Annotated in this window: 14 protein-coding genes and 1 pseudogene; 3 read left to right on the plus strand and 12 right to left on the minus strand. The window is 67.5% G+C overall.

Annotation, left to right across the window (positions count from 1 at the left end; translation table 11 throughout):
- The first annotated feature begins 258 nt into the window (after window positions 1–258).
- Entirely contained in the window at window positions 259–1065 is an 807-nt protein-coding gene (locus tag DIE06_RS05800; RefSeq protein ID WP_124660556.1) for a MetQ/NlpA family ABC transporter substrate-binding protein, read from the plus strand.
- A gap of 136 nt (window positions 1066–1201) precedes the next feature.
- On the opposite strand, the gene DIE06_RS05805 is transcribed toward DIE06_RS05800, so the two are convergent.
- The 5 genes from DIE06_RS05805 to DIE06_RS05825 form a co-directional block, all read right to left on the minus strand.
- Window positions 1202–2317, minus strand: coding sequence for a succinylglutamate desuccinylase/aspartoacylase family protein (locus DIE06_RS05805; RefSeq protein ID WP_124660557.1), 1116 nt, complete (start codon window positions 2315–2317; stop codon window positions 1202–1204).
- Between the two features lie 257 nt (window positions 2318–2574).
- Entirely contained in the window at window positions 2575–3357 is a 783-nt protein-coding gene (locus DIE06_RS05810) for an ABC transporter substrate-binding protein (RefSeq protein ID WP_124660558.1), read from the minus strand.
- Window positions 3358–3583: 226 nt separating this feature from the next.
- Entirely contained in the window at window positions 3584–4504 is a 921-nt protein-coding gene (locus tag DIE06_RS05815; RefSeq protein ID WP_185733353.1) for a LysR substrate-binding domain-containing protein, read from the minus strand.
- A 238-nt stretch (window positions 4505–4742) separates the two neighbouring features.
- On the minus strand, window positions 4743–5336 hold the full coding sequence (locus DIE06_RS05820) for a hypothetical protein (protein WP_124660559.1): 594 nt from the start codon (window positions 5334–5336) through the stop codon (window positions 4743–4745).
- A 241-nt stretch (window positions 5337–5577) separates the two neighbouring features.
- Window positions 5578–6966 (minus strand): NCS2 family permease, encoded by a 1389-nt coding sequence (locus tag DIE06_RS05825; RefSeq protein WP_124660560.1) that lies wholly within the window; start codon window positions 6964–6966, stop codon window positions 5578–5580.
- 410 nt (window positions 6967–7376) lie between these two features.
- On the opposite strand from DIE06_RS05825, the pseudogene DIE06_RS39520 reads away from it, so the two are divergent.
- Window positions 7377–7472: pseudogene (locus tag DIE06_RS39520) on the plus strand (O-methyltransferase); the annotation flags it as partial.
- 184 nt (window positions 7473–7656) lie between these two features.
- Here the strand turns inward: DIE06_RS39520 and DIE06_RS05830 are convergent.
- From DIE06_RS05830 to DIE06_RS05860, 7 genes are all read right to left on the minus strand, one after another.
- Window positions 7657–8193, minus strand: coding sequence for a DUF3455 domain-containing protein (locus DIE06_RS05830; RefSeq protein WP_124660561.1), 537 nt, complete (start codon window positions 8191–8193; stop codon window positions 7657–7659).
- Between the two features lie 138 nt (window positions 8194–8331).
- On the minus strand, window positions 8332–9336 hold the full coding sequence (locus DIE06_RS05835) for an aldo/keto reductase (RefSeq protein WP_124660562.1): 1005 nt from the start codon (window positions 9334–9336) through the stop codon (window positions 8332–8334).
- Between the two features lie 29 nt (window positions 9337–9365).
- Window positions 9366–10481, minus strand: coding sequence for an alkene reductase (locus DIE06_RS05840; protein WP_124660563.1), 1116 nt, complete (start codon window positions 10479–10481; stop codon window positions 9366–9368).
- A gap of 68 nt (window positions 10482–10549) precedes the next feature.
- On the minus strand, window positions 10550–11356 hold the full coding sequence (dkgB, locus tag DIE06_RS05845) for a 2,5-didehydrogluconate reductase DkgB (protein ID WP_124660564.1): 807 nt from the start codon (window positions 11354–11356) through the stop codon (window positions 10550–10552).
- Between the two features lie 147 nt (window positions 11357–11503).
- Window positions 11504–12472, minus strand: a complete 969-nt coding sequence (locus tag DIE06_RS05850; protein WP_124660565.1) for an LLM class oxidoreductase — start codon at window positions 12470–12472, stop codon at window positions 11504–11506.
- A gap of 16 nt (window positions 12473–12488) precedes the next feature.
- Window positions 12489–12812 (minus strand): MoaF-related domain-containing protein, encoded by a 324-nt coding sequence (locus DIE06_RS05855; protein ID WP_124660566.1) that lies wholly within the window; start codon window positions 12810–12812, stop codon window positions 12489–12491.
- A gap of 30 nt (window positions 12813–12842) precedes the next feature.
- Complete coding sequence (locus DIE06_RS05860; RefSeq protein ID WP_124660567.1) at window positions 12843–14045, minus strand: MFS transporter; 1203 nt, start codon at window positions 14043–14045, stop codon at window positions 12843–12845.
- 101 nt (window positions 14046–14146) lie between these two features.
- On the opposite strand from DIE06_RS05860, the gene DIE06_RS05865 reads away from it, so the two are divergent.
- Complete coding sequence (locus DIE06_RS05865; protein WP_124660568.1) at window positions 14147–15091, plus strand: LysR family transcriptional regulator; 945 nt, start codon at window positions 14147–14149, stop codon at window positions 15089–15091.
- Window positions 15092–15112: the final 21 nt, after the last annotated feature.

A 15112-nucleotide genomic window follows, 5' to 3' on the forward strand; every position in this document is an offset into this window, starting at 1 on the left:
TCTCTATGGGCGCTTTCACGGACCGGTCGCAACTTTATCGGCGGGCCACGTAATGAATGTGACAGCCTTGTCATATGACGAATCTGTGGTGCCGACGCGACACTGAATTCTGCCCGGTTGTACAGCGGGGAGTTATACCGATTCCGCCTGAGCGTCGATCGGGATGGGGAATATGCACATGAAATAAGCTTGGTTGGTGCCGTTCCGGCCCCGTGCCACGATGCGCGCTTCAACAACGACACGGGACAAGAGGACACCATGCGACATTCGATCCTGACCGGCCTCGGCGCGCTCGCCGCGGCGCTGGCCTTTGCCGCGCCCGGCGCGCACGCCGACCCGCAGACGCTGAAGATCGGCACGATGAGCGGCCCCGACGCGCAGATCTGGACCGAGGTGACGAAAGTCGCCGCTCGCGAAGGCCTCGCGATCAAGGTCATCGAATTCAACGACTACGTGCAGCCGAACGCGGCGCTCGATGCGGGCGACCTCGATGCGAACGGTTTCCAGCACCAGCCGTTTCTCGACAGCCAGATCAAGCAGCGCGGCTACAGGATCGTCAACGTCGGGCTGACCTACACGGCGCCGATGGGCTTCTATTCGAACAAGCTCAAGTCGCTGAAGGACCTGCCGGCCGGCGCGAAGGTCGGGATCCAGAACGATCCGTCGAACGGCAACCGCGCGCTGTTGCTGCTGCAGAAATCCGGGGTGATCAGGCTGAAGGCGGGCGCCGGCACGAACGGCGTCAACGCGACGCCGCTCGACGTCGCCGAGAATCCGAAGAAGATCAGGATTGTCGAACTCGATGCCGCGCAACTGCCGCGCGCGCTGCCCGACCTCGACGCCGCGTCGATCAACACCGACTACGCAGTGAAGGCCGGGCTCACGCCGGTGAAGGATGCGATCGCGATCGAGGACCTGCGCGGGCCGTACGCGAACCTGATCGCGGTGCGCGCGCAGGACAAGGACAAGCCGTGGGTGAAGAAACTCGTCGCGGCCTATGAATCGGACGACGTGCGCAAGTTCATCGACCAGAAGTTCGGCGGCGCGATCGTGCCGGCGTTCTGAACGCCAGCCGTTGGCCCGGCCGCGTCGCCGGGCAACCTGCCAGGCCGAAAAGCAAATCGCCCGCGCAAGCGGGCGATTTCGTTGGTGCGCGCCGTGATGCGGCACGCGGGCCGGCCGCTCAGGCGGCTCAGGCGGTTCAGGCCGACAGCAGCGACCCGGTGCGGATCGGCGTCGCGCCGGCGATCCGCGCGACTTCCATCCCGGCGGTCGCGAAGCGCACGATCTGGCGCGCGTACAGCACGCCTGACACACTGCTCTTGAGCGTGATCACGCGATCGGTCAGCGGATCGACGATGTCGGCCACGTCCTGGCCGGCCTCGATCCACGCGCCGACCGGCGTGCGGAACACGATCACGCCCGACACCGGCGCGACGAGCGGATCGGTGCCCGCGAGCGGCGTGGCAGGATGCGCGAGCGGCGGCAGCGGCGCGGGCGTGCCGTCGATGACGCCGCGCTCGGTCAGGTATTCGACGATCGCCTGCGAGTCCTTTTCCGCGAATTCGTACGACACGTCGCGCTCGCTGCGCAGTTCGACCGTGACGGAAATCGCGCCGTTCGGGATCGGGAACCGATCGCCGAACCGGCCGCGCAGATCCGACCAGCAGAAGCTGTGGATCTCGTCGAACGGATTGCCGACCGAATTCAGCGCGAGCAGCGACGCCTGCGCATCCAGATAGCGCGACAGCGGCTCGACGTCTTCCCACAGATCGGGGTTCGTATACAGATGCATCACCGCGTCGCTGTCGCAATGCAGGTCGAGCACGATGTCGGCGTCGAACGACAGCTTCTGCAGCGCGAGGCGCTGCGATTCGAGCTCGGTGCGAGGCTTCTGTTCGTCGAGCGCTTCGCGCATCACGGCGCGTACCGCGGCGAGGTTGCGCTGCGCGTCGTTCGTCAGGCGGCGTTCGATGCGCGGCAGCACGAGTGCCGCGAGATCGTAGAAATTGCGGTTGAAGTTCTGCATCGAGCCGAGCTCGAAGCGGCCGAGGTGATCGCCGAACACGTGTTGCGACAGGCCGATCGGGTTCGGCACGGGGACGATGACCACTTCGCCGCGCAGCTTGCCGGCCGTCTCGAGCGCGGCGATCTTGCGGCGCAGCAGCGCGGCGACCAGCATGCCGGGCAGTTCGTCCGCGTGCAGCGACGACTGGATGTAGACCTTCTTGCCGCCGCGCGGGCCGTAGTGGAAGCTCGTGATCTGGCGTTCGGTGCCGACGGCGGGGGAAATCAGCGGATGGGTCTGCGTTTGCATGATGAGGGGAGGGCGGCGCAGCCGCGAGTGATCCTATGCGTGGAAGATCGATTGTACGTTGCCTTCCGCGAACCTATCAAACCGCCCGACCGGCATGCCGTTTTCCTTTATGAATCATTGGGTTGATGTGTAAAAAAATAACCTCGGCGCGGCCCTGCGTTCATGCGTTTTTCGCAGCTTTCGGTCGCCTGCGAGCAAAAAAAACGGGCTCCTTGCGGAGCCCGTCTGCGCGGATGCGAAGCGCGCGTTGCGCGGTGTTACTTGCCGTACACGTCGAAATCGAAGTACTTCTTCGCGATCTTGTCGTACGTGCCGTCCTTGCGCATGCCGGAGATCGCGCCGTCGATCTTCGCCTTCAGGTCGGCGTCTTCCTTGCGCAGGCCGATGCCGGCGCCGTTGCCGAGCGTCTTCGGATCGTCGATGTCCTTGCCCGCGAAATCGAAGCCCGCGCCGCGCGGCGTCTTCAGGAAGCCGATATCGGCCTGCACCGCGTCCTGCAGCGCGGCGTCCAGACGGCCCGCGATCAGGTCGGCGTAGACCTGGTCCTGGTTCTGGTACGGCACGACCTTCACGCCCTTCGGCGCCCAGTAGGTCTTCGCGTAGGTTTCCTGGATCGTGCCCTGCTCGACGCCGACCGACTTGCCCTTCAGCGATTCAGCCGTCGGCAGCAGGCCCGCGCCCTTCTTCGCGACGAGGCGCGTCGGCGTGTTGAACAGCTTCTCCGAGAACGCGATCTGTTCCTGGCGCGCCGGCGTCATCGACATCGACGACAGGACGCCGTCGAACTTGCGGGCCTTCAGCGCCGGGATCATCCCGTCGAAGTCGTTTTCGATCCACACGCACTTCGCGTTCATGCGGCGGCAGATCTCGTTGCCGAGATCGACGTCGAAGCCGACCACCTTGCCGCTCGCATCTTTCGATTCGAAAGGCGGGTAGCTCGCGTCGACGCCGAAGCGCACGGTCGTCCAGTCCTTCGCGTATGCAGTGCCGGCCGAGACGGCGAGCAGGGCCACGGTCACAGCCGCAAGAATCTTTTTCACTTCGGTGACTCCTCGTTTTGTTCGATGGGTGCGCGGTTGTGCCGCGCCGTAAGCCTTCGGTCCGGCGCGGCTTCGCGTCGGACTGTCCGTTTCGCTGCCCGATGCGGGCGCGCGACGTGCGCAAGATTATCAAGACAAAATACCGGCAGGGCGCCTAGGACATGCCCCGATACCGGACCCGACGGCCGCGCGTGCGGCGTGCGACCGTTTCAGAGGAAGGAACGATTCAACCGAGCGTTTCGTTGACCGCGCGCTGCAGGCAGGTGACGAATTGCGATACGGCGGGCGTCGGCAGCAGGTCGCGGCGCGCGATGATCGACAGGTCGAAGCGCGGCATGCTTTCGTCGAGGTCGGCCGTGCGGATGCCGAGCGGCGCCACCATCGCGGCCAGCGGGCGCGTGAAGCAGCCGATCACGTCGGAGCGCGCGACGAGCCCGAGCGTCACCGCGAACGACATCGGCGAGCGCAGCAGGCGCTTCGGCAGCGGCAGCCCGCGCGCCTCGAACATCGCGATCATCACGCTGTGCGGGAACTGCTCGGCGCCGACCGTGACGATCCATTCGGCGTCGAGTAATTCCTCTAAACGGCGCGCGTGCGCGAGCGGATGGCCTTCGCGCATCACCACGGTGAACTCGGTCGACAGCAGCGGCACCTGCGTGAAATCGCGGTCGAGCGCGGGCACATGGTGCATCGCAGCGATGTCGAGCGTGCCGTTGCGCAGCTGCGCGAGCGCGTCGGGCACCGTCACTTCCTCCAGATGCAGGCTGACGTTCGGCATCGACCGGCGGAAGGCCGTGACCGCGTGCGGCAGCGCGGTCAGCGCGATCGACGGCATCGTGCCGACCGCGACGCGCCCCGACATTTCCCCTTTCACCTGCTCGACGGCCTCGACGGTGCGGCGCATGTCGCCGAGCAGCTGCTCGGCACGCGGCAGCAGCGCATGGCCGCACGCGGTCAGCTCGACGCCGCGCACGCTGCGCACGAGCAGTTCCGCGTTCAGCGCCGTTTCGAGTTCGCGGATCGTATGCGTGATCGCGGGCTGCGTGACGCCGAGTTCGCGTGCGGCGGCGCGCAGGCTCTTGTGATGCGCGGCGGAGACGAACGCCTGGAGCTGCGCGATGTTCAGGTGGTTTCGGATGCGGGTCATCGATCGGTTCGGATCTGGCGGCGGGCCGGGGCGCCGGCGCGAAGATCGACAGGGTAGCGCGCCGCGACGGCGGGCGCGGGGCGGAACAAAAATCGCGGAGCTGGGCACGGAATCGTTTCGTCGCGACCGACGGCTGACCGATCAGGATTGCCAATGACGGCGCGTGCGTGTTCGTCGTGTTGTCGATGCCCATCGCGATGCGGCGTATCCCGCCGATGTTGGACGGCCACCCCGTGTATCAGGCGAGTGCCAGTTCGACGGCCGCGAGCGTGCGGCGACGGATCCAGCCGCTCGCAAGCCGGATCGTGAGCCAGTACGGCAGGAACAGCAGGCGCGTGCGGATGCTCGGACAGTGCACGAAGGTCTCGGTGCGCAGCAGTCGCGTGCCGGCGGGCAGTCCGACGACCTCGAACCGCAGCACCAGCTTCGCGTCATTCGGATCGTCGTGCCGGACGAACGCCGCGGCGTCGTCGATCGTCCGCACGTCGGGTGTCGGGCGCCAGAAGCGGCCGACGAGCCCCAGCGACAGCGACGTGTCGTCGCGATGCAGCAGCGTGAACGTATCGAAGCCGAAGCGGGCGCGCTCGGCTTGGGCGGGGCGGTTGCGCAGCGCGCGGGCGATGGCCGCCGGCGATTCGCGCACGGCAAGCAGCGCGTCGATGACCGGGTCGGCGCGCATGTCGAGCGCGGCCACGGCGTCGATGATGCGCGACGGCGACGCGTCGATCGGCCGCGATTCGTGAATTTCGACGAACCCGAACGACGGGATGAACGGCGGCTTGTGCGCCGCGTTCCGCGTGTCCGATTCGCAGGCGATGCCGAACGGATTCATGAGGGTTCCGGAGGACAAAGCGCGATCGTAGCACTGCGTGGGGAATCGCGAGGCGACGCATGCCGCCGCGGCTTTCCGCGTCGACCGGACAACACGGGGCGGAACCCCGGCGGCGCCGACAAAAAAGGCCTGGAAGCACGCGTTTCCAGGCCTGGAGACCATCAATGACGATGGTGGAGGAGACGGTGTCGTCCCGATGCGCGCCGTCCTTTTCGCCGGCGGCGTCGCGCATGATCCGCGGTCAGATCGCCCAGCCGCCGAGATAGAACGTGACGAGCACGGCCGCGATGAGCACGGTGCCGACGTTGAGCTTGCGGAATTCTCCGCTGGCGACGCGGCCGATCACGAGCGTCGAGAAACCGAGCATGATGCCGGTCACGATGTTCGCGGTCAGCACGATGAACACCGCGCACACGAGGCCCGACATCGCGTCGACCATGTCGTCCATGTGCAGCTTGCTCACGCTGCCGAGCATCAGCAGGCCGACGTACATCAGCGCGGGCGCCGTTGCGTACGACGGCACGAGGCCCGCGAGCGGCGAGAAGAACATCACGACCAGGAACAGCAGGCCGACCACCGCGGCCGCGAGGCCCGTCTTCGCGCCGGCGGCCACGCCGACGCTCGACTCGATGTAGGCCGCGGCCGGCGCGCCGCCGAGGAAGCCGGAGAAGATCGAGCTGATGGAATCGGCGGTCAGTGCGCGGCCGCCGTTGATGATCCGGCCGTTCTCGTCGAGCTGGCCCGCCTGGCCCGCGACCGCGCGGATCGTGCCGGTCGCGTCGAACACGGCGGTCATCACGAGCGCCAGCACGCTCGGCAGCACGGCCATCGACAGCGCGCCCTTGATGTCCATCGCGCCGATCAGCGACGCGTGGCCAGGTGCGCTCAGCGACGGCAGCGCGAAGACGCCGCGATACTTCACGGCCGGATCGAACGCGAGGCCGATCAGCGAGATCCCGACCACGACGAGCAGGATGCCGCCCGGCACGCGACGCTTCTCGAGCCCGAAGATCGCGGCGAGGCCGACGACCGACATGATGACCGGGAACGCGGTGATCTGGCCGAGCGAGACCGGCAGGCCGGCGCCCGGGTTCTTGATCACGAGACCGACGTCGTTTGACGCGATCAGCAGCAGGAACAGGCCGATGCCGATCCCGGTGCCGTGCGCGACGCCCGCGGGCAGGTTGCGCAGGATCCACGAACGCACGCCCGTGACCGAGATGCCCGTGAACACGAGGCCCATCAGGAACACGGCGCCGAGCGCGACGGTCGGCTGCAGGCCCTTGCCGAGCACGAGGCCGAACGCGGTGAACGCCGTCAGCGAAATTGCGCAGCCGATCGCGATCGGCAGCTTCGCCCACAGGCCCATCAGCAGCGAACCGAAGGCGGTGGTGAGGCAGACCGCGACGAATACCGCGCTCGTGTCGAAGCCGGCCTTGCCGAACATGCCGGGCACGACGAACACGGAATAGACCATCGCGAGGAACGTGGTCACGCCCGCGACGATTTCGCGACGCTGCGTGCTGCCGCGCGACGAAATGTCGAAGTACCGGTCGATGACTCCCGTGGTGCCGAGGTCCGTTTCTTCCGCGCCGACGCCGACCGTCGGCTGCACCGGGGTATCACTCATGAGCTTGCTCCTTTATCAGCATGCTGAAACGGCCTGTAGCGGACCGTCATCAGGGTGTCTCGTATCTGGTTGAAATAATCGGCAACGTCGTGGGGACGCATGACGTGATTCGTGTCGTCGTACGCGCTGCGAGGCGGGTGCGAGGGTGTCGCGTCGTACGACGCGTGGTGCGGTCGACCTGTCACGTGTGCTTTGCCGTAGCGAAGGTTAGGCGAACGGCCCATCGCGTCCCATTGGGGGAAGAGCATGCAGCGCATGTCGCAGCGCTTATATCGGCGTGCAACCGGGCTTCGTCGTCGCGGAACGCGTGTATACGCCTAGTTCGAATTCGTTAAGGCGATTATTTGAAGGCGGGATCGGCGGGCCGGGCGGGGGGCGGGTGATGCATCGAGTCTTACGAGTGTCTTTCATCGAGGCTGCGCCTCGCGGCCGCGCTGCGCGACAACGGCGGCGGCCGGGTGATCACGAGCGAGTTCGAGGCGTCGACGGTCGCGCGTGCGCGAGCCACGCAACGGCTATCTGTCGGTGCCGTTCGGCGGGTGCCGTTCGGCGGCGATGTCGAACTGTCGATGCGGGTTCGCTGAGGCTGAGTCATTGCATCGCAGCCGGAGCGATATCGTTGAAACGAAGGATGCCTGATCGAATGGATGCGGCGGCAACGCGCTGGATCCGGGCAGCCGTCGTCGTGCGTTACTTCAGGAACACGTAGCGTGCGAAATACGGAAAGCGGCCGACCGCATGCTCGGTCGAACACGTCGCCTCCGGTGGCGTGCCGCCCGCGGTATCGAGCCGCTGCACGAAGCGCACGCCGGCGAGCGCGCCGGTCGTGGCCTTCGCGTCCGTTGCGGCCGGCGTCGCGGCGAGCAGGAGTTGTGGAATGCTGCCCGGGTGCGCGCCAGGCGCTTCCGCGAGCTTCTTGCCGGTGATCCGGCTGCCGTCGGTCGCTTCCCACGACGGCCCTGCGCCGTGCCGGACGACGAGCGTGCCGCCGGCATCGAACAGCATCGCTTCCGGGTGCTGGAACACCCACGCGAGCTTGTGTCCGGCATCGTAGTCGCACGTGTAGACCTGCACGCCGGCCGCGGTCGTCGACAAAACGGGCGCGGCCGGCTGGGGCGGCGCGAGACCGGCGGCTTCGTCGGCGCGGGCGGACACGGTACAGAGGGCCAGCGCAACGCAGGCCACGACGGCCGGCAACGTGGCGCTTTTCAGGGAGCGGCTTTGCATGGCGGGCATCCTTTCAGGTCGGGTGACGAGCAACCGTCGACGAACCCGTAAACGCTAGACGCCAATCGCGCCGGCCGCAATGCGCAAATGGCAATCGCGGCGATAGTCGCCGCGCCGGTCCGATTCAATCTTCGAATCTCAGGCCGCGCCGGGCGGCGTCGGTGCGTGTTCCGCGATCAGGCGTTCGGTCTTCAGCGCGTCCCACAGGCCGGCTGGAATCGGCGCCGACGCGAGCCGCAGGTTCTCGTCGATGCGATCGGGCCGGCTCGCACCGGGGATCACGGCCGCGACCGCCGGATGTGCGAGCGAGAACTGCAGCGCCACCGCGCGCACGTCGACACCGAACCGTTCGCAGGTCTGCCGGATGCGCGCGACGCGATCGAGCATGGCCTGCGTGGCCGGCTGATATTCGAAGTGGGTGCCGCCGGCGAGCACGCCGGAGTTGTACGGACCGCCGACGATGATGCCGAGCCCGCGCGCGACGCTTTCCGGCATCAGCCGTTCGAGTGCGCCAGCATGGTCGAGCAGCGTGTAGCGGCCGGCGAGCAGGAAGCCGTCCGGGTCCGAGCGCTCGAGCGCGAGTTCGCACGGCTCGATCCGGTTCACGCCGAGGCCCCAGCCCTTGATGACCTTCTCGTCGCGCAGCCGCGTGAGCGCCTTGGCCGCGCCCGACATCGCGACGTCGAACACGTCGAGCCAGCGCTCGCCGTGGAAGTCGATCGCCGGATCGTGGATCCACACGGTATCGAGGCGGTCGGTGCGCAGACGCTCGAGGCTCGCCTCGATCGAGCGCAGCGTGCCGTCCTCGGTGTAGTCGTAGACGATCCTGTTCGGCAGGCCGTGGCGGAACAGCCCGCCCTTCTCGCCGAGATCGCGTTGCGATGCATCCTCGTGCTCGTCGAGCACGAGCCGGCCGACCTTGGTACCGAGCGAATATTCATCGCGCGGACGGCCGGCGAGCGCTTCGCCGAGGCGCAGCTCGGCGAGCCCGGCGCCGTACAGCGGCGCGGCGTCGAAGTAGCGGATACCGGCGTCCCACGCCGCGTCGACCGTGGCCAGCGCTTCGTCGTTCGGGATGTCCCGATACATGTTGCCCAGCGGCGCGGTGCCGAAACCCAGGCGGGAAGGGAGCGTGATTCTCATGAGCAGTCTCGGGTGGCTGGACGGCCCGCTCAGGCCGCGGCCTGGGCGAGCGTCGGATAGTCGGTCAAGCCTGCCGCGCCGCCGCCGAACAGCGTGTTGCGGTCGTGCGGCGTGAGCGCGGCGCCGGTGCGCAGGCGCTCGGGCAGGTCGGGATTCGCGACGAACGGGCGGCCGAAGGCGACGAGGTCGGCCCAGCCGGCGGCGATCGCTGCGCGGGCGCGTTCGGCGGTATAGGCGCCGGCGTAGATCAGCACGCCGGGGTATGCGGCGCGCAGCCATTGCTTGAATTCGACCGGCATCAGCGGTGCGTCGTCCCAATCGGCTTCCGCGATGTGCAGGTAGCCGACGCCGAGTTCGCCGAGCAGCGTCGCGGCGGCGAGATAGGTCGTCTCCGGATCGTCGTCGACGCAGCCATTCAGCGTGGTCAGCGGTGCGAGGCGGATGCCGACGCGCGACGCGTCACCGGTGCCCTCGATCAGCGCCTGCGTGACTTCGCTCAGGAAGCGCAGCCGGTTCTCGAGCGAGCCGCCGTAGGCGTCGGTACGCGTGTTCGCATTCGAGTCGATGAACTGGTTCACGAGATACCCGTTCGCGCCGTGCAGTTCGACGCCGTCGAAGCCGGCCTCGATCGCGTGGCGGGCGGCGGCGCGGTATTGATCGACGACCTCGCGGATTTCGTCGACGGACAGCGCCCGCGGCTCGGAGGCCTGCACGAAGCCCGGCGTGCTGCCGTCTTCACCGGCGATGAACACGTTCACGCCCTTCGCCTGCAGCGGCGACGACGATACCGGCTGGCGGCCGCCGAGCAGGCTCGTGTGGCTCAGCCGGCCGACGTGCCACAGCTGCGCGAAGATGCGGCCGCGCGCGGCGTGGACGGCATCCGTCACCTTGCGCCAGCCGGCAACCTGCGCAGGCGTATGGATGCCGGGCGTCCATGCGTAGCCCTTGCCGAGCGGCGCGATGTAGGTGCCTTCGCTGACGATCAGGCCCGCGCTTGCGCGCTGCGCGTAATACGCGGCCATCAGTTCGTTGGCTTCGTCGCCGGGCTGGCTCGCGCGCGAACGCGTCATCGGCGGCATCACGATGCGGTTCGGCAGCGTCAGCGCGCCGAATTGCAGCGGTTGGAACAGCGGGTCCTGGGTCATGGTGGTGTCCTGTCGGTGCCGCGGCCTTCGGGCCACGGCGGATCAAATGGAGAATGCGGGCGGCGCGCTTAGTCCCACTTCGGCGCGAGGCCGGCCGGGTCGACTTCGCGGCCGTTGCGCTCGAGCGCGGCGATCTGCGCCATGTCCTCGTCGGTCAGGCGCAGCGTCTGCGCGAGCAGGTTGCTGGCGAGGTTCTCGCGCTTGGTCGACGACGGAATCACCGAGTAGCCGAGCTGCAGTGCCCACGCGAGTGCAACTTGCGCCGGCGTCGCGTCGTGGCGTTTCGCGATCGCGCCGATCACCGGGTCGCCGAGCACCTTGCCGTACGCGAGCGTCATGTACGACGTCACGTGGATGCCTTTGGCGTTGAGGAACTCGACCAGCTTGCGGTTCTGCAGGTACGGGCTCAGTTCGATCTGGTTCGTCGCGATCGCATCCTTGCCGACCGCCGCGATCGCTTCCTGCGTCAGTTCGATGTTGAAGTTCGAGATTCCGATCTGGCGCGTGAGGCCCTTCGCCTTCGCATCGGCCAGCGCGGTCATGAACGCCGGGACCGACACGCCGTTGTCCGGGGCCGGCCAGTGGATCAGCGTCAGGTCGACATAATCGGTGCGCAGCTTGCGCAGGCTTTCCTCGAGGCTGGCGACCAGCTTTTCCGGTGCGTAGTTGTCGACCCAGATCTTCGTCGTGAGGAACAGGTCTTCGCGGCGCACGCCCGACGCGGCGATCGCTTCGCCGACCTCGGCTTCGTTGCCGTAGATCTGTGCGGTGTCGATCGCGCGGTATCCGACTTCGAGGCCGTTACGGACCGAGTCGATGACAACCTGGCCTTGCAGACGGAACGTACCGAGGCCGAATGCGGGAATGGTGCTCATCATGGGCTCCTGAAGGGGGAACGATTGCGGTATGGAAGTCATTCTGGCGTTCGAGACTGATGAGATAAACGCCTTTAGAGGTCAAAAATATTTGACTTGAAATCAAATATTGGTCGTGGATCCGGCTCGGCCGACGGCGTGCCGGCCTCAGGCGGTGCCCGTCCGCGCGTTCGCGCCGGCAGCGGCATTCGCATTCGCGTGGAATGCCGGCAGCACGTCGGATGCGATCTCGGCCATCGTCTCGTCGAGCGGACGCCGGTTGCGGCGGAAATGCAGGCCGATGTGCTGCGCGCCCGCGTCGCGCATCGCCACGAGTTCCTCCGTCAGCGCGACGCGCCCGGCGCGCGCGCCGAAGCGGTGTCGCTGCAGCGGTTCGTGTGGATCTTCCGCGAGGTCGAGATGGATGAAGCTCACGTACGGCTTGTTGCCGGCCACCGCGCGCCAGTTCGCGACACGGTGCAGGTGATCGTCTGGCGTGCCCGGATAGGCGAGGCAGCCGTCCATGTGTTCACCGATCCATGCGGGCGTCTGCTGCGCGAGACCCGCGACCAGCAGCGGTACCGGCGAGCGTGCGGCCGGCAGGACGTCGAGGCCGGGCGGCAGATGGCCGCGCGCGCCGTCGCGCAGCAGCGCGATCTGATCGCGGAAGTTCGCGCCGCGCGATGCGAAGTCGCGGCCGAACAGCGGATATTCCACCGGCCGGTCGCCGCTCGCGACGCCGAGCAGCAGGCGTCCGTGGCTCAGTTCCTGGATCGTCGCGGCCGATTTCAGCGTCAGCAGCGGTTCGCGCAGCGGCAGCACGACGGCCGCCGTGCCGAGCAGGATGTCGCGCGTGATGCCGGCGAGGTAGCCGAGATACGAGAACGTCTCGAACACCTGCGCGGCGTCGCCGAATGACGGGTCGTACACCGGCACGTCGCGTACCCAGAGCGCGCGGAAGCCGAGCGTGTCGGCCAGTTGCGCGAGCTCGGCGTGGCGTTCCAGGTCGGGCACGCCGGGGCGGCGGCCGTCATGCTGGCGCTTCGCGTCGCCGGCCGGCGACCAGTCGTTGTCGAGCGGCAGTTCGATGCCGATGCTGAAGCCGCCGTCGGCGAGCTTGTCGAGTGAAGTGGACATGGTCGGGCGCCTCCGTTCAGACCGCGCGCAAGCTGCCTTCGAGCCGGTAGAAATCGAGCGACGACGCGGTGAAGAACGAGCGCGACGTGCCGGCGGCGAAATCGTCGATGTGCACGACCGTCGCGCGGTCGGCTTCCTGCCACGAGATCGCAAAGGTTTCACCGGCGATGTGCTGCCACGTACAGGCGACTTCGCCGTTCGCGCCGGCGTACGCGCCTTCGGTGATTTCGTAGCGCATGCGGAGGCCGTCCTCGTCATACGCGTTGAGGGCGGTGAGCCCGTCGTAACGGACTTCGAAAGTCTTGCCGGCGAACGGCGGGCGTGGGTTCGATGCATTCATGGTGGTGAGCTCCTGCAAGGAAAGTGACGTTCAATGGGCGAGTTCGACGGGTTCGGCCGTGCGTTCGGGCAAGCCCTCGCCGCGGTCGAGACGGCCGCTCAGCGCGGTCAGCGCGAACGCACCGAGTGTGACGGCGGCGGCGATCCACGGCGTATGGCCAAGGCCGACGTTCGCGACGATCAGGCCGCCGAGCGACGAGCCGCCCGCGACGCCGAGGTTGAACGCGGCGATGTTGAAGCCCGATGCGACGTCGGTGGCGTCCGGCGCGAAGTGGCGCGCCTGCTTGACGACGTACACCTGCAGGCCCGGCACGTTGCCGAAGGCGACCGCGCCCCACGCGAGCATCGTCAGCACCGCCAGCCACTTCACGTGCACCGTGAAGGTCAGCGCGAGCAGCACGATCGCGAGCAGCAGGAAGATCCGCTTCAGCGCCTTGACCGGGCCGACGCTGTCGGCCAGCTTGCCGCCCCATACGTTGCCGAACGCGACCGACACGCCGTAGCCGACGAGCACAAGGCTGACCTGCGACGGCGTGAAGCCGGCGATCTGTTCGAGCAGCGGCGCCATGTAGGTGAACGCGATCAGCGAGCCGCCGTAGCCGACCGCCGTCATCCCGTAGACGAGCAGCAGGCGCGGCTGGGCAAGCACGCGGAACTGGCGCGCGAGCGGCGCCGGCGGCGTCCGCGGGAGCCCGCGCGGCACGAAGGCCACCGCACCGAGGAACGCGACGAGGCCGAACAGCGCGACGATCAGGAACGTCGCGCGCCAGCCGAAATGCTGGCCGATGAAGGTGCCGAGCGGAATGCCGGCGACGAACGCGACGGTCATCCCGCTGAACATCGTCGCGATCGCGCTGGCGGCCTTGTCCTTCGGCACGAGCGTGGTCGCGATGATCGAGCCCACCGAAAAGAACACGCCGTGCGCGAGGCCGGTGAGCACGCGCGCGACGATCAGCGATTCATAGCTCGGCGCCTGCCAGGCCACGAGGTTGCCGACCGTGAAGAGCGCCATCAGCGCGGCGAGCAGCGTCTTGCGCGGCACGCGGCCGGTGAGCGCGGTGAGGAGCGGCGCGCCGATCGCGACGCTCAGCGCGTAGAGGCTGACGAGCAGGCCGGCCGACGGCAGGCTGACGCCGAGATCGGCGCCGATCGTCGGAATCAGCCCGACGATCACGAATTCGGTCGTACCGATGGCAAAGGCGCTGATGGTCAGCGCAAGCAGGGCGAGTGGCATGATGGGATCCAGGTTCCAGTCAGGATGGATCGCAGTGTGCCGACTTTACTTTTGCGGAAAAACTGGTCTATAAACCAAATTGTTTTGATTTCAGATCAAGAATGAAGATCACGCTCGACGAACTCCAGGCCTTTGCCGCCGTGGTCGACACCGGTTCGATCACCGCTGCCGCGCAGCAGCTCGACCTCACCGTGTCGGCCGCGAGCCGCACGCTCGCGCGGCTCGAGGAGAAGCTGAAGACCACGCTGCTGCGCCGGACCACGCGCCGGCTTGAACTGACCGAGGAGGGGCGCGCGTTCCTGCAGGATGCGCGCGCGATCATCGAATCGGTCGAGAACGCCGAGGAGCAGATGCTCGCGCGGCGCGAGATGCCGTCGGGGCGGCTGCGGGTCGATGCCGCGACGCCGTTCATGCTGCACGTGATCGTGCCGCTCGTGCGCGGCTACCGCGAACGCTTCCCGAAGGTCGAGCTCGAGCTGAACAGCAACGAGGGGATCATCGACCTGCTCGAACGGCGCACCGACGTCGCGATCCGGATCGGCCGGCTCAAGGATTCGACGCTGCACAGCCGGCGGATCGGCAACAGCCGGATGCGCATCCTCGCGAGCCCCGCGTACCTCGAGGCGCACGGCCAGCCGCGCAAGGTCGAGGATCTCGGCAAGCACACGCTGCTCGGCTTCACGCAGCCCGAATCGCTGAACGTGTGGCCGATCGTCGGCACGGACGGCGAGCCGAGCCGCATCGAGCCCGGCATCTGGTCGTCGAGCGGCGAGACGCTGCGGCAGCTCGCGCTGGAGGGCGCGGGCATCGTGTGCCTGTCGGATTTCATGACCGCGCAGGATCGCGAGGCCGGCCGGCTCGTGCAGGTGCTCGCGCGGCAGACGCTCGACGTCGAACAGCCGATCAACGCGGTGTATTACCGGAATACCGCGATCTCGTCGCGGATTGCGTCGTTCGTCGATTACATGATCGAGGTGCTGGGCGGCGGGAGCAGCGGCAGCGATGCGGCGGCGCGGCGCAAGGCTGCATGGATGCGGCCGCTGTAACGGCGGCGCGCCGGAAGGGAG

This window comes from Burkholderia sp. Bp8998, assembly GCF_003854235.1.
Taxonomy (GTDB): domain Bacteria; phylum Pseudomonadota; class Gammaproteobacteria; order Burkholderiales; family Burkholderiaceae; genus Burkholderia.

Coding starts and splice junctions, on each gene's coding strand:
- DIE06_RS05850 (WP_124660565.1), bottom strand. CDS start 12,472: ATGTCCACTTCACTCGACAAGCTCGCCGACGGCGGCTTCAGCATCGGC.
- DIE06_RS05830 (WP_124660561.1), bottom strand. CDS start 8,193: ATGCAAAGCCGCTCCCTGAAAAGCGCCACGTTGCCGGCCGTCGTGGCC.
- DIE06_RS05820 (WP_124660559.1), bottom strand. CDS start 5,336: ATGAATCCGTTCGGCATCGCCTGCGAATCGGACACGCGGAACGCGGCG.
- DIE06_RS05805 (WP_124660557.1), bottom strand. CDS start 2,317: ATGCAAACGCAGACCCATCCGCTGATTTCCCCCGCCGTCGGCACCGAA.
- DIE06_RS05825 (WP_124660560.1), bottom strand. CDS start 6,966: ATGAGTGATACCCCGGTGCAGCCGACGGTCGGCGTCGGCGCGGAAGAA.
- dkgB (WP_124660564.1), bottom strand. CDS start 11,356: ATGAGCACCATTCCCGCATTCGGCCTCGGTACGTTCCGTCTGCAAGGC.
- DIE06_RS05840 (WP_124660563.1), bottom strand. CDS start 10,481: ATGACCCAGGACCCGCTGTTCCAACCGCTGCAATTCGGCGCGCTGACG.
- DIE06_RS05865 (WP_124660568.1), top strand. CDS start 14,147: ATGAAGATCACGCTCGACGAACTCCAGGCCTTTGCCGCCGTGGTCGAC.
- DIE06_RS05800 (WP_124660556.1), top strand. CDS start 259: ATGCGACATTCGATCCTGACCGGCCTCGGCGCGCTCGCCGCGGCGCTG.
- DIE06_RS05815 (WP_185733353.1), bottom strand. CDS start 4,504: ATGACCCGCATCCGAAACCACCTGAACATCGCGCAGCTCCAGGCGTTC.
- DIE06_RS05835 (WP_124660562.1), bottom strand. CDS start 9,336: ATGAGAATCACGCTCCCTTCCCGCCTGGGTTTCGGCACCGCGCCGCTG.
- DIE06_RS05855 (WP_124660566.1), bottom strand. CDS start 12,812: ATGAATGCATCGAACCCACGCCCGCCGTTCGCCGGCAAGACTTTCGAA.
- DIE06_RS05860 (WP_124660567.1), bottom strand. CDS start 14,045: ATGCCACTCGCCCTGCTTGCGCTGACCATCAGCGCCTTTGCCATCGGT.